The organism is Ureaplasma zalophigenitalium (genome assembly GCF_025780055.1).
Lineage (GTDB): Bacteria > Bacillota_I > Bacilli_A > Mycoplasmatales > Mycoplasmoidaceae > Ureaplasma > Ureaplasma zalophigenitalium.
The window spans coordinates 15,387-30,520 of record NZ_JAOXHJ010000006.1 but is presented as its reverse complement, the minus strand read 5'-3'; the positions used below and the strand labels follow the sequence as shown (position 1 = coordinate 30,520).

Here is a 15,134-nt window from a genome sequence, read left to right as displayed (position 1 = left end):
TTATAAATAAAAAGCATTATAAGAAAAAATTATGGTTAGCTTTTTGCTACCATAATTCTAAAAAACTTAGATTTTGCAAGATTCGCACTGATAATCATCATAATTTTCTGATCCCTCAAGCACATCTTGTCTTATACGTACATAATAAATTGAAGCACATTTTTTACTAAATGCTCGAATGTATGCTTTATTCAAATCACGTGTAGTTGCCTTATCGGTCATAAACAATGTTAAGCTAATCGCTTGATCGATGTGTTCTTGAGCAACGGCTGCTAAATCAATAATTGGATTAGGCCCTAATTCGTATGCTCCTTGAGCATAGAATTGGTAATTGTCATTGTTAATTTCGTAAGCTGGAACATAAACCCGCCCAACTTGTCCTTCTTTACGTACTTCTACAGGTGCAACTACTGGTTGTAGACTTGGTGTACATGAAGATAAATAAGAAATTGAACCGGTTGGCGCAATTGCCAATAAATGCGAATTAGCTAGACCTTTATTTTTTATATTTTGTACTAACACTTTTCATTCTTCTTGTGTAGGAATATGAATTTGGTTGTTAGTAAAAATTTCTTTGATTTTTTCTGTTTTAGGGACAAAAGTATCCGCTGGTACTTGTGTGTATTTATCAAATTGCGAGCCATCAGCGTATTTTGATGATGCAAACGAGGCGCACGGTCCAAATTCGTCAACTAATTCGTTGCTAGCTTTAAATGCATAATAGGCTACCGTGTAAAAGAAGATGTTAGTAAAATCTAAAGCTTCTTGTGAATCGTAGTAAATCCCATTTGTAGCCAAGAAACCATGCATATTCATTGCTCCTAAACCCAAAGCGTGATTCATGTCGTTATTATATTGAATCGTGGGAGCACAATCTAATTTACAAACACGCGAAACAGTGTTTAAAGCTTGGATTGCTCGCTTGACTACATGACCAAAATCTTCACCAGACTGCATCATTTTAGCGATATTTAAAGAACCTAAATTACACGAAATATCTGTTCCTAGCTCGTCAATGGATAAATCATCATTGAAGGTAGTCATTTTTGAAGGTTGGGCAATTTCTGAACACAAGTTACTCATTACTATTCTTTCGTTTGGGTATGCTGATCGGTTGTTCACCGTATCATCAAATAAAAGATAAGGGTAACCACTTTCGAAGTGTAATTCAGAAATTGTTTGGAATAATTTACGTGCTTCGATATAATATTTTTTAATATTTTTATTGTTAACTAGATTTTCGTATTCCTCAGTAATTGATATATCACTTAATGGTTTGTTATATTCACGTTGAACATCATAAGGTGAAAATAGAGCCATTTGTTTGTTTGCTTTTGCTAACTCAAATGTAATATCGGGAACAATTAAACCCAATGATAGGGATTTTATTCGGACTTTTTCATCTGCATTTTCTCTCTTAGTGTCTAAAAAAGCTAATACGTCTGGGTGGTGTACATTTAAATAAACAACCCCTGCCCCAGGTCGTTGCCCTAATTGATTAGCATAAGAAAAACTATCTTCCAAAATTTTCATAACAGGAATTACCCCTGATGATTTGTTAGCTAGTTGTTTAATTGGTGCCCCAGCTTCACGTAAATTAGTTAAACATAAAGCTACCCCTCCTGCACGTTTGGATAATTGAAGGCTAGTGGCAATAGCACGCGCGATTGATTCCATGTTATCTTCTACTCTTAATAAATAACACGAAACGTATTCTCCACGTTGTTTTTTACCAGCATTTAAAAAAGTTGGTGTTGCTGGTTGAAATTTATATGTGATGATATCTTGAATTAAAGCACGAGCCAATCCTACATCACCATTAGCTAATACTAGTGCATTCATAACTATTCGTTGTGCAAAATTTTCTAAGAAGGTTTGGTGGTCGAAGGTTTTTAAGCAATAAGTACTATAGAATTTTAAAGCTCCCATAAAATTTGGGAATGTATGATTGAAACTATCAGCAAATTCTTCTAGTTCAACAATGGTGTCTAAATCGTATTTGTCTATAACATCAACATCATAGTAATCATTGTTAATTAATCACATTAGACGTTGTTTTTTAGATTCAAACACTTTAGTGTGAGGTTTGATTTGTGTTTCTATATATTTTTGCACAGCAATTTTATCTTGTTGAAAATCAATTTTAAATTGAGATGATTTAATCCCGATTAAGGCATTATGTGCAATATATTCATCATCATTAATTAAACGATTAGTTTTATTTTCTTTATTCATCTTTCCCCCAGAATTTATTTAGTATTGAAATAACATTTTCTACATCATATTTTGTACCTAATAATTCATATTGATAAAGAATTGGTACATTTAACTTTTGTGAAATAACCGGTCCTGCTAAACAATAAGTGTCATTGAAGTTTGTATTTCCGCTAGGAATTACTCCATAACAATGTTCACGATTTTGGCGATTATTTAAAAATTTAATAACTTGTTTTGGAACAGCACCATCCGTTTCTGATCCGCCCCCTGAATAAGTCGGACAAAAAAGAACGTAATCCTCATTCACTAATAACTCTTCGCCTAAATCAATAGGAATACGTAATGCCCGTAAACCAGTTTTTAAAACAAAACGGTGAGTATTGTTAGAATATGACGAAAAATAAACGACTAAAATTTCGCCACTTGGTTTCTTAATCTCTTCGTGGTTTATTAATTTATATACTTCGTGACTCATATTTAAAAATCCCAATCATCATCTTCGGTTTCTTCAGAAACTCCCATAACATAACTTGATCCATTACCTGAGAAAAAATCATGGTTTTCATCTGCTCGCGCAGATAATTGTGCAAATACATCTGGTGCAACTGCTGTTTCTTCTTCAGTAAAAGGTGAATCATAGCCTAAATTTTGCAAGAATTTACCTGCATTATATAAACAGAATTTAACTGCGTCTTCGGCGATATCAAAACCTTTATATAAATCGTATAAGTAATCTTTTTCTAAATCTATTAAACGGTACATTAAATCAAAAACAAATTCCTTCATTTCTTTTTGTTTTTCAGCACTCATCTTTTCTAGTTTACGTTGATATTTGTAGCCTGAATAATAGTTATGAATAACTTTATCACGTAAAATCAAGCGAATAATGTCACTTGTGTTCGGCAATTTTTGACGCGCTGCTAAATAAAAAGGTAAGTAAAAGCCACCATATAATAAAAAACCGGGCATTAAAGCAGCGGCTACTTTGGACTTTAATGGATCCTCGTTCATATAGTAAGGAATTAATTCCTTGGCACGAGCTTGTAATTTATCGTTACTAATCACTCATTCGTGAGCTTCTTCTATTTGTTCGCTTGTACAAAGTGTGGAAAAAATAGACCCATATGATCTGGCATGAACCCCTACCATGAATGCGAAGTTAGCATAAATTACTTGTTCATGATCTGTTAAAGAGTTGCGAATTTGTTCCACATCACACACAGTGGCTTGGATTGTATCTAATAATGTTAATCCTGTAAATGTTCGCGTAATTAACTGTTGTCAGTCTTCATTTAGTGTTTTTCATGAAGGGATATCACTCGCTAATGGAATTTTTTCTGGCAATCAGAAGTTTTGCGTGATCCGATTTCAAACTTCTAAATCTTTTTCATCATTCATTCAGTTTCAATTAACAGAACGCAATCTCCCTTTGAATCCGTTTTTGTAATATTCAATGGGTGATACTGATTCATAAAAATAATTATTTTTTCTTTTTTGTTTTTTTGAACTCATATTTTAAAAACCTCCTGGTTAAATAATTATAAGAACAAAAGGCACGTTTTTTTAGCAAAAAATATTTATTTTTTTGCCTTTTTTTATGGTATTTTAATCCGTTTTTCGTCTTGTATATACAGAATAATATTTTTATTTTATAATTAATGAAAAAGGGGTAAAAAAAATGAAAACATTAGTCATTGGTGCTGTCACTGTCGATATTATTGCAGTCCCTAATAAAACTATTATTTACGGCGACTCTAATCCAGGTAAAATATATAAAACTTTTGGGGGTGTAGCAAAGAATATTGTAGAAAATTTAGCTCGTTTAGGTTTTGATGTTGATTTTGTTTTTAATGTTGGTAATGATTCCAAAGGGCAAGAAGCTGTTGCTTATTTGCGTTCAATCAATGTTAACACGATCTATAAAAGCTACAATCAATCAACTGATACATATTTGTCAGTTTTTGATGAAAATAAGGAATTAATGGTCGCTTTTAATGATATGTCATGCGTGCAGTACATTGATGCTAGTTATTTAAAATCTCTAAATTTAAATCCAGACGATTATAGTTTAGTTGTTTGTGATATGAATATGACCACTGAAACGTTATCATATATTTTAAATAGTTTTAAAAATGTTTATATCGAAGGTGTGTCTGCCAATAAGATTGTTAAATTAAAACCTATTCTGGGACAAGTACAATCTTTAAAAGCCAATTTTCTAGAAGCATCCACACTTTTTGACGTTCAAACATTACAAGAGATTATTGCCAAAGTACAATCTTTTAATATTCAAGAGGTAATTATTACTTTAGGCAAACAAGGTTCGTTAGTTATTTTGAAAGATCGGGTTTTTCAGATTTCGTCGCAACCAACAAATGTTGTTAATGTTTCGGGGGCCGGAGACGCTTTTTTAGCAGGTTATTTGTATGCAAAATTCTTCCAGAAGAATGCTAATCCCTATGATCAATTAATCAGTGGTAGTTGTGCTTCGTTAATCACTTTACACTCCCCTTTAACAAATAGTTTAGATTTGAATCCAGTAAACTTAAATAAGGAGATATTATTATGAAAATCGAAATCTTAGAAGAAATCAAACAAGCCTTAGCTAACAATCAACCAGTTGTTAGTTTAGAGTCTACGATTATCTCTCATGGTATGCCATACCCGCAAAATATCGAAATGGCTCAAACTTGTGAAAGTATAGTTCGTCAAAACAACGCCGTCCCTGCTACTATTGCCATTATTAACGGAGTAATTAAAGTTGGTTTAAGTGAAGTAGACTTACATTATTTAGCTACCAATAAAGAAGTTTATAAAACAAGTAGCCGGGATTTAGGGTATGTAATCGCCAATAAACTAACTGGCGCGACTACGGTGGCTACAACAGCCTTAATTAGTGAAAAAGTTGGTATTAAAGTTTTTGCTACAGGGGGCATTGGTGGTGTTCACCGAAACGCACAAACAACTTTTGATATATCTAATGATTTAGAAGTTTTATCAAAAACTTCTGTCTTGGTTGTTTGCGCTGGCCCAAAATCAATATTAGACTTACCATTAACTCTCGAATATTTAGAAACGAAAGGTGTCGAAGTCTTGGGATATCAAACAAGTAAGTTACCTGCTTTTTATTGTGACACCTCTGATTATGATGTCACATATCAGGTAAACAGCGTTCAAGAGGTAGCTAAGGTTATGAAAGCTAAATGAGCATTACAAAATTCGGGAATCATTTTAGCTAATCCTATCCCAAAGACGCAAAGTTTAGATGCTACTTACATTAACCAAATTATTCAAGACGCTTTATTAGAAAGCCAAGTCAAAAATATTGTAGGCAAAGATACTACACCATTTTTACTACAAGCAATTACAAATAAAACAGCAAATAAAAGCTTAGAAGCCAATATCGCTTTAGTTTATAATAATGCGACTGTAGCAGCACAAATCGCAAGTGCGTATGCTGATATTTTTAAAAAATAAAAATGCTCAAACAAAGCAGAGGCGTGTAAATTTTTTTATAATAAAATTAGCTTTAATAAGCAAAATTATTTTAGCAATGTTGCCAATGGAATTTGTTCTTTGATTCCTTTCTTATTCCTTTTGTAATGATTGCCTCACGAAGGTAAGAGCTTTAAAAATGTATAATTTATTTGATACTTTTCTTAATCAACATTTAAATGAAAAATTTAATTTTTTTCAATCTCTCAAATCAAATCAAAAATATAATTCCGTTTTGTAACAGAATAAAAAAACAAAGTAGGTCGTAGTACTTTGTTTTTTATTTATTCTCTTCTTCGTATACTATTTCATCAAACATTAATTTAATTTTACGATTAAAATGATTTAAACCCGATTTACTAATGCTTATGTGATGATCCTCTTGTAGTTTCTCAACTATTTCATTAAGTGAACCAACAAAATTATCACGACGTAGTTGACAATATTTTTGAAAAGCCGGGGAAGCTTGGGCCAACCTGACAGGTCGTTTGCTCATAATATAATCGATTTTTACTTTTAATTCACCAGCTAATTTTGCTAATTTTTGTGTGTTGGAATGATTGATATTTTCAAGTCGCGTTAAATTATTTGTATAATCTTTAACTACACGAATATCTTCAAAACGCAAATAACTAAAATTAGTTTTTAGAATTTTTAAAAAATCACTAATAGCTTCGCGTTTTTTTAAATACAGGATCGTTTTTTTTGTTGATTTCAAATATTTGAACTCTAAACCAAATGATTTTGTCGCCGCTAAGAATATATCAGCAAACAAATCATTATAAACCCTGATTTGTAAATTTGATACTTTACTAGGGTCATTTAAATAACCATAACCTAAAAAAGCACCAATGATAAAGTTTTGCGCCTTAATGCGATTTTTATTTTTTTCGTCAGTTAAGTCATCAAAAACAAAATCTTTAACTTTTAATTTATTTCATTTTAGTTTACTACTTAATTTATCCACGCCGTGGTAAATAACCACTTGTTGAACTTCGTTTTTTTTATTATAACCTAGCGAATATTGCATTTCATCAAATTCCTTATGAAATGAATTTTTTAAATCTGCAATAGAATTTACAAGAAAATCTAAAATTGATTGATTATGAAAATTAAAAACTCAAGTATCTTGCAAATGTGTATTAAAGTTTAACGTAATCGCATAAATAATATCGGATAGATCTTTAATGCTGTGTTTGTTCGAAATGATTTCATCACGCACAATGTAGTTAAAAGATGCCTTATTTTCACTCATGTTGGTTTATGTACTCGCTAATGTGTAATACAGCTTGAGCACCATCAGATACTGCTGTAGCAATTTGACGTATACTTTTTTTAATAATGTCACCCGCAGCAAAAATACCCGGGATTTTTGACATATAATTTGAATCTACTAAAATAAAGTTATTGTTTGGATCATATAAAAGTTCATCGCTATCCTGAATTTTTGTAGGTAGTAATCCGATGAAAATAAAGCACGCAGCAATATCTAATTGTTTTTTTTGACCTGATTTTTGGTCCAAAAGTGTTATTGATTCTAGTATTTCTTTACCGTCAAAACCTAATGTATCATGATTATAAAATATTTTAATATTCTCGTGTTGATACAATAGATCAACATTTTTTTGTTCGGCTTTAAATTCATTTTTATTAGATATTAAATAAACTTGTTTACAAATAGTTGATAAGTATAACGCTTCATCTACTGCAGAGCGCCCTGAACCAACCACAGCAACTTTTCGGTTTTTATAAAGTGGCCCATCACAAATTGCACAAAAAGAAATACCTTTATTGAAAAAATGTTTCTCGTTTCGAACATTTAATTGACGATTAATTGTTCCTGTTGCTATTAAAATAGTTTTTGCTCAGTAAATTTCTTCAGCTGTTTTTACGCACACATAATCATCAACTTTGCGAATATTTAAAACTTCATCAAAAACAAAATTAACATTAATGTTTTGAGCATGCTCATACATTTTATAAGCTAAATCAGGCCCATCAATTTTATCAAAACCTAAATAGTTTTCAATTGTAGCTGTAGAAATAATTTTTCCGCCTGGCATCGTTTTTTCGATAACCAATAAATCAAGTCCACTCCGTTGTCCATAAACAGCAGCTGATAGTCCAGCTGGACCTGCTCCAATGATGATGCAATCATAAATTTTTGCCATGTTAAACCCCTTTATTTGTTGCAATAATATAATTTTTCGCCTTCTTGTCGAATGTCTTTAAAAGAATATACACGACGGTTTTTTGATGGATTCATTCATCAAAACATAGCCTCTAAAACAAAACGATTGCGCGTGAATCTAGTAACAAATTGTACATATAAAATACCAATTATGCCCGCAACTAGTAATAAACTATTGATAATGTAAGTGCCCGCAAATCGATATTGTGCGGCACGGGCCGTCTCTGTAATGAATCTAATAATACCGTAAACCACAAAATATGAACAGGCCACAACCCCAATTCGTAATTGTTTAATATATGATAAACCAAAATAAATGATTGTAAAAAAGATTACATTAAAGAATGATTCATATAAAAATAAAGGATGGTAAATAGTGAATAGTGAGCCATTGCCAATTGGGTGTTTCATACCTTCGAAAACCGCCGGCATACTATTTTCTAACCACTTTAACGCTTCGGGTGTTGTTTCTGAACCATAGATCTCTCCATTAATAAAATTACCTCAACGACCTAATGCTTGACCTACTAGAATTGTGGGAATAATAGCATCCGCATATACCCAAACACTCACTTGTCGAACATATACTTCGCCATCCGCATTAACATCACGCACATGGTATTTTGGTTTACGTAAAATTAAAGGAAACCAGATTAACGCCACAATCACTCCACCGATAACACCACCTTGGACAGCTAAACCACCTGATCTAAAATCAAAGAAACCCGTTGACCCTATTTTAGCATCTCCGATCGCAAATGACCAAATTCGTGCCCCTAATAAAATAACAGGCACCGCAATAAAAACATAATAAAATCCTGGGTCAAAAGGTACTTTATAGTGAAATTTTAATCTTAGCGAATAAATCAAAATAGCTAGAACAAAACCAGCCATAAAAGTCAAACCATAACCGTAGACATCAAAGTTTTTGCCTATTGAAAAAGCTACATTATGGCCTTCACCAACTATCGCATTGGCTAAATTGTTCGTCGGATTGATAAAATCCAATACATAATTCATTGTTTAATCCTCCTTGTTGTTAATTTGTTGTTTAATAAACTGATCAGCAGAATTGTACCCTGCTTTTTTTAATTTATAATCAGTAACCGCTGTTTCAATAATATCGGCGATTGATCGACCTTGAATAACCGGAATCATATAATGAACAACGTTTACCCCTTCGAAGTTTTTATAGTGTAAATTACGACCGAAACGTTCGAAATGGTATTTTTGATCTTTTTTAACCATTACTAATTCAATTACAATTTCGATTTTAGTGGAGTCTATCATTCTCTCAATTCCAAAGGATCTTGAAAAGTTGATAATTCCTAACCCTCGAATTTCAATAAAATCTTTTGTTTTATCATCCGCTCGACCATAAACACTATAACCAATCCTGTTTACAATAATTGCGTCATCAGCTACAAAGATATGGCCTTTTTTAATTAATTCGATTGCTATTTCTGATTTACCAATTCCCGAAACACCGCGCAAAACAACACCTACACCATAAATATTTAACAATGTTCCATGAACTAATGATTGGTGTGATAATTTTTGACTAATATATGAGTTGATTGTGAAATTTAATTCATAGAAACTATATTTTGTTTTCACAATCGGTACACATGCTTCTTTTGCAATATCTAAGACGATATCAGCATACCAAAAATGTTTTCCCAATAAAATTAAAGGTGGTTTTAAATCAATAATTGTTTGTAATTTTTTACGAATGATTGAAGCCGAAAATTTAGATAAATAACGTGATTCTTTTGATCCAAAATAAACAATTGATATAATTTCTTTAAATAGTACCTCTCCTGTTAATTCTATCCCTACTCGACTAATTCCGGTTGTAGAAATCGGATTGTTTAAATAGTCTTGGTTCATGACAACATCTAATCCAAAACGTTTCACTAGTTGTGAAACCAATAACTTCGATTTAGTTTCCATAAAACTCACCTTTTTTATACTATATCTTATTAATTTTAAAGAAAAAAGCAGAAAAATAAATTAATTAATCTTTTAAAGGAACTTTTGAGATCCTAAAATATTACTCTGCACGTATATTTTTTTGTAAATATTTGATTATCAAAATAAAAAAGTTAGCAATCTGTTTGCTAACTTTATTAGGTTATTTTTAAAAAATTTTATTTGCTTGCGCACTTTTTGATCGTTGATTTTCAAATTTAATTAGCATACCACTATCTATCATCAATCACAAAAAATTTACCATAAATAAAATACAGAAGATTGTATCATAGATATGAGTTATTCATTTACCGCCACCAATTCTGCTAGCCACATATGCAGTTAGAGCGACTAACAAAAAGAATGTTAGAATAGTAACGGCTGTAACAAAGCATTTTTTTCCTTGAACTTCACTTTTAATACGATTAATAAAAAAGATAGGAAAAAGAGCTATATATCATTTGTTCTTAGCCATCATTAGTCAGAAAAATTGCGATAAATAAATTAGTGGACCCACACAAGAGACAAAAGACACATATATTAATCAATGATACAATTGCGAACTAAGCCCTGAATGAAAATGATGAGTTTCCCAAGAATAATCACTCGTGCAAACTATTATCGATCCTAATGCTGCACCCACGCATACAATGATGATAAAAGTGTTAAAAACGAGCATTCATTGTTTTTTAACGTTCATTTTATAGTTTTGTGCATCTGCTAAATGTTTAATGTTTGTTTGCATAAATTAATTTTTCCACTTTTTTCTATAAACGCTATGGTTGCATCATGCTCTTGTTTTGTTTCAACGCGTTGAAAAGCCGTCGCTATTAATATAGCGGTTAGGCCAAATATGGTCGAACTTGCAATTACTGCTATTTTTTTAAATTTCATAAGTTATACTTTCTGATAAAAATTCCTCATTTGAGAACTATTTATCTTTTATTTTTGATTAACTAAATTATAGTTGTTTATCTATCGAAATACTTTTTTAATGCAACTATTAAAACAAAAAATTGTATGAGAGGAATACAAAAAGTAACCGCAGGGGTTACTTTTTGTATCATTATTTATTAACGTTATCGTTTTGACGTTGTCATAAAACATAGTCAATTTTTTCTGGGTTGTTGTTAGGTGATAATGATTCTTTAATACGTGAAATAATTTTGTGTTTATCAATGTATCATTCATATTCTTTAATTCGGTATGTTGAATATCCACGATCTTCTAAAAAGAATTGTCGGTCAATATCTTCTAGCATAATTTGCACACTACGGTTGTCTTTTCAGTTTTCTAAAATAATCGTTTTTAGAACCTCTTTTGTGTCCTTATGTAAAATAACGATATCAATCTTTTTCGTACCAATGTTTCAGTTAGGGAAAACTAGATATTTATTCGAAAGTTTCTTTGTTAATTCTGAATAAATTTCTTTAACTAAATCGCTCTTGAATTCAAAATATAATTGGTTGTTAACATCTTCAAGAGATTCATTAATTGATTTTGATGTCGAAATGTTATCAATAAACTCAATGAAACGTTTGAATGTTAATGCATTCACATTGTTCATGTTTGATACTTGGATTTCATTACCATAAAGCGATTTAACCACGATCATTTTCTTACGTGCCCGAGTAATAGCTACGTTTAGACGGTTAGCTCCACCCTTCATATTTAATGGTCCAAAGTTATTTCTTAGAACACCTTCTTTATTATGACCATAAGCAATTGATAAGATAACTAAATCACCTTCATTACCTTGGACATTTTCTAGATTACTAATAACGATTTCGTTATTTTCAATTTTGTCACTTAAAGCTTGTGGGAAACTATTCATTTTGTCTAAGATCAAGTTTTCAACCATTAAAGCTTGAACCGCATTGAAAGTTACAATTAAAATTCGTTTGTAGTTTTCGTAGTTTTGTTCTAAGACTTCAACCACTTTGTGTGCTTCAATCGGGTTGCCTTTATCTCAAATACCATTAACATTAATGACTTCAATCCCTTTTTCAAATGCTCCTTGTTTTGTTGCAATTTCTAGTTTATTATCATAAATATATTTATTAGAGAATTCAATTAATTCCTTCGAATCTGAACGGTAGTGGTTTCGTAAATGGAATTCATTTCATCAGGCCGTTTTAGCTCTCTCTAAAAGTGAATCCACTCGGTCAAAGTCATCAATTTCAAAGTCACTATAGGCTAATTTATTAACAAAGAATGATGTTGGTTTTAATTGTTTGTCATCTCCGGAAACGACTTTGATATTACAACGGTAAACAATTGGATAACTTCTTTCAATAGTCATTTGACTAGCTTCATCAAAAATCCCGTAATCAAATTCGTTTTCATTCAGCGGAATCAGTGCAGCAACATTATCGGGACGTGCCACTCAAATCGGGAACAGAATTTTTAAAACACTGTAGTATTCTTTAATATAACGAGAAATTGATGGTCAGCTACGGCTTGACGCAATTCGTAAAGCATTTGTAATTTGTTGTTTAGTTTCTTTTGGTAATTTACTTAAATAAGTTCGTAAGTTATTGATGTATTGTTTAAAGACAATTTCACCAATGAATGAAGCACTTCGTAAAGCTTCTTTTCTAATTTGCGTTAAGATGTCCTGTAACAATAACCCCTTTGTCTCACTAAAGATGCTGATATTTGATTTAATGCCATCTCATAAAACAATAGTTTTTAACTTTCTAAACTGGTTGTGATTAATAAAGGTTGTAACCTGACTCATAATCGGGGCAACTTTTTCTAAATCAAAAATCACAATTGGTTCTAAATAAAGTTTCTTTAAATAAGGTAGCGAAAGTCATGATCACTCTTTAATAATTTCTTGCATTAATGGTGTGTAAATATTACTCAATGAATCTAATTTAGCTAAATAATCCAAATCATAATCAACAAATTCTTCGTATTGAATAATTTCAGCAATCCGTGGTTTAGCTAAAAAGTCTTGATTAATCAAGAAGTCGTCAAATAAACCAATCACTGCATCAATTTCTTTAGCACGTGATTTAACTTCTTTTAGTGTTAGTGACGATTCTTCTCCAGGATCAGCACTGTTGATTACACGCGCATTATTTACAAATTCTGCAAAAATAATTTTTCTATCTTCTTCATTATTATGTTTTTTAAAAACATTCATGAAGTCGGCAATTTTTTCACTTTGACTAATTAAGAATTCGTGGTATGTGTAATTACTATTAGCATTCATGCCCAAGATTTTTTTGTGGTTAGTAAAGAATTCTTTACACAAATGAACAACTTCTTTGATTTGTTGACTGTTTTTATTTGATAGTGTGTAATCACGTGCGATCACATCACGTCGGAAACTTAGATAATCTGCAATCTTATCAATAAAGATTTTCTTTTCCCGTGTTGTTTTATTTAAAAAGTTTTTGTGGTTTGGGTCTTCTAAAACTGTTGTATCAGAGCTAAAGTCTTGGAAAGCTTGGATTTCTTTGGTAATCACATTGGCATGCATTAAGAATTTAGTTACTAGTTCTTGGTTTGTTTTAATCTTGTTAGAGATTGTTTGCAGATGCTTAATGATTTCACCTTGTGAATAGATATCTAATAGTTTATGACGTTTGATAAACTTGGTAAAAGTAAAATATGCTTGGAATAAATCTGAAATATCCAACATCGTATAATCATTGAAAATATCTGTAATTGCTTCAAATAAATTTTGTTTTTTAATTCCAAAATCATCAAAATTACGCGAACCTAATCATTCGTTAATGATTTCCTCACCTAATTCATTTTTAATCGCTACATAATCTGCGTAATCGATGTTATAGATACCATCATTATAGTCTTCAATTGTTCAGTGTTTTTTTACTAAATCAAGAAGTTCTGAATTATAGTCTTGGTAGTTTTTAAAAAACATTGATTCTTCTTGCGTAAAAACCACTGAGGGGAACTCTTTAACTTTACCCCGTCGATTATCTTCACGGAATCATTGTGGACCTAATAAATCATTTAGATTATCAATTTTATTAAAGAAAACCTCTTTGTTTGTTAGATCATAAATATATAAAGCAAAAATTGACAATGGTCCAATTCGGTCTGTTAAAACATCTAAAGCAGCCCTTTTTTCAGAGACTAATAAACTTGTTTTACCTTTTAATAAAGTATTAAAAATAATATTAGCAATAACTTCTGATTTCCCCGTTCCAGGCGGACCATAAATTAAGGTATTTTGAGCAAGCGACGAGGCTACTGCATATTTTTGATAAATATTTAGCGGATGGTCAATTTCATATACTGTATTTTTTTTAATAACCTCATTTTGGTAATATTCAGTCGATTTATTACGAGCATCATCATCCTTTTCAAAAGGATCAATTTCTTGATCGATTAATTTTTGTAAGTCTTCTTTTAAAGCTCCACCATCAGGCTCAAAGACACCTAATAAAGCGCATGGTAAAATGTTAAACCCCGAAACACTTGACAATACATCGGCTTCACTTTCGTTATCAAAAGGGACAAATTCATCTACAGGGATTTGCACATCATATCCTGATATCTCTTGGATGTTTTCAACGATGGTATTAATGTTATATGTTGACACTAATTCACTCGCTGATAACTTATAGTCCTTATATGCATTTTTTAAAAATATTTGTAATTTTTCATTTACCACTGGTTCATCTTGCAATTTAGCAATAAACACACGATTTTTCTCTTCCCGAATTTCAACTTTAAACAACGTTAGTGGTGATTTAAACACACTCGCACTTAAAACACGCCCCCGAATGAAGTTAAACGCTAAATATAATGGTCAAACAGTTGTGTCTTCAAAATAATTTTTAGCTAATCTGTTTAGCGTAATAAAACGTTTTTTGAAAGACAATAATTGTTCAATAGCTAATTGAATTGTTTTGGATTTATTTTTGTGGAAATCTTTGCGTAACAAATGAGTTTTATGGTCACTCAAAGTAACATTATTTTCGTTTAAGATTAATGTAAATTCTTCAAATGATCCGCTGTTTTTTAATTTTTGTTCAAAAAGATCAACGTTCTTGTTTGCATCTAATTCTAAAATACTGATTTTATTATTAATAAAATCATAAAGATCTTCCTTATTAACATATTTAAATAGATCGATGCTTTTTGTGTTGTTGGTTTTAGCGAAAATAACTGAGTCATTCGGTGATAAACCAACTAGATTCATTAGTTTCTCTTTAATTGCATTTTTCATTTTTACCTCTTCTTTTATACGCGACAATATGATTATATTTTATAAAATATA

Annotated in this window: 12 protein-coding genes; 2 read left to right on the top strand and 10 right to left on the bottom strand. The window is 31.2% G+C overall.

The window, feature by feature from the left end:
* Nucleotides 1–66: 66 nt before the first annotated feature.
* The 3 genes from nrdE to nrdF are packed head-to-tail and all read right to left on the bottom strand — an operon-like array spanning nt 67 to nt 3,729.
* Nucleotides 67–2,235, bottom strand: a complete 2,169-nt coding sequence (gene nrdE / locus OF365_RS02665; RefSeq protein WP_263818069.1) for a class 1b ribonucleoside-diphosphate reductase subunit alpha — start codon at nt 2,233–2,235, stop codon at nt 67–69.
* Complete coding sequence (gene nrdI / locus OF365_RS02660) at nt 2,228–2,692, bottom strand: class Ib ribonucleoside-diphosphate reductase assembly flavoprotein NrdI (protein ID WP_263818068.1); 465 nt, start codon at nt 2,690–2,692, stop codon at nt 2,228–2,230. Before nrdI ends, nrdE begins: the two co-directional genes overlap by 8 nt.
* Nucleotides 2,693–2,694: 2 nt before the next feature.
* Complete coding sequence (gene nrdF, locus OF365_RS02655; protein WP_263818067.1) at nt 2,695–3,729, bottom strand: class 1b ribonucleoside-diphosphate reductase subunit beta; 1,035 nt, start codon at nt 3,727–3,729, stop codon at nt 2,695–2,697.
* A 166-nt stretch (nt 3,730–3,895) separates the two neighbouring features.
* Between nrdF and OF365_RS02650 the strand changes: the two genes are divergently transcribed.
* Both OF365_RS02650 and OF365_RS02645 read left to right on the top strand, forming a co-directional pair.
* Nucleotides 3,896–4,801, top strand: a complete 906-nt coding sequence (locus OF365_RS02650) for a PfkB family carbohydrate kinase (protein WP_263818066.1) — start codon at nt 3,896–3,898, stop codon at nt 4,799–4,801.
* Complete coding sequence (locus OF365_RS02645) at nt 4,783–5,694, top strand: pseudouridine-5'-phosphate glycosidase (protein ID WP_263818065.1); 912 nt, start codon at nt 4,783–4,785, stop codon at nt 5,692–5,694. The genes OF365_RS02650 and OF365_RS02645 overlap by 19 nt, the downstream gene beginning before the upstream one ends.
* Nucleotides 5,695–5,992: 298 nt before the next feature.
* Here the strand turns inward: OF365_RS02645 and whiA are convergent, their stop codons facing one another.
* The 7 genes from whiA to OF365_RS02610 form a co-directional block, all read right to left on the bottom strand.
* Nucleotides 5,993–6,967, bottom strand: coding sequence for a DNA-binding protein WhiA (gene whiA, locus OF365_RS02640; protein WP_263818064.1), 975 nt, complete (start codon nt 6,965–6,967; stop codon nt 5,993–5,995).
* Nucleotides 6,954–7,883: an NAD(P)/FAD-dependent oxidoreductase gene (locus OF365_RS02635; protein WP_263818063.1), complete on the bottom strand. Its 930-nt coding sequence runs from the start codon at nt 7,881–7,883 to the stop codon at nt 6,954–6,956. Before OF365_RS02635 ends, whiA begins: the two co-directional genes overlap by 14 nt.
* 11 nt (nt 7,884–7,894) lie before the next feature.
* Nucleotides 7,895–8,923 carry a prolipoprotein diacylglyceryl transferase gene (gene lgt, locus OF365_RS02630; RefSeq protein ID WP_263818062.1) on the bottom strand — a complete coding sequence of 343 codons (1,029 nt, stop codon included), beginning with the start codon at nt 8,921–8,923 and terminating at the stop codon, nt 7,895–7,897.
* Between the two features lie 3 nt (nt 8,924–8,926).
* Nucleotides 8,927–9,856, bottom strand: a complete 930-nt coding sequence (gene hprK / locus OF365_RS02625; RefSeq protein WP_263818061.1) for an HPr(Ser) kinase/phosphatase — start codon at nt 9,854–9,856, stop codon at nt 8,927–8,929.
* A 187-nt stretch (nt 9,857–10,043) separates the two neighbouring features.
* Entirely contained in the window at nt 10,044–10,619 is a 576-nt protein-coding gene (locus OF365_RS02620; RefSeq protein ID WP_263818060.1) for a hypothetical protein, read from the bottom strand.
* Nucleotides 10,595–10,768 carry a hypothetical protein gene (locus OF365_RS02615; protein WP_263818059.1) on the bottom strand — a complete coding sequence of 58 codons (174 nt, stop codon included), beginning with the start codon at nt 10,766–10,768 and terminating at the stop codon, nt 10,595–10,597. Before OF365_RS02615 ends, OF365_RS02620 begins: the two co-directional genes overlap by 25 nt.
* Before the next feature lie 172 nt (nt 10,769–10,940).
* Entirely contained in the window at nt 10,941–15,083 is a 4,143-nt protein-coding gene (locus OF365_RS02610) for an AAA domain-containing protein (RefSeq protein ID WP_263818058.1), read from the bottom strand.
* Nucleotides 15,084–15,134 lie beyond the last annotated feature (51 nt).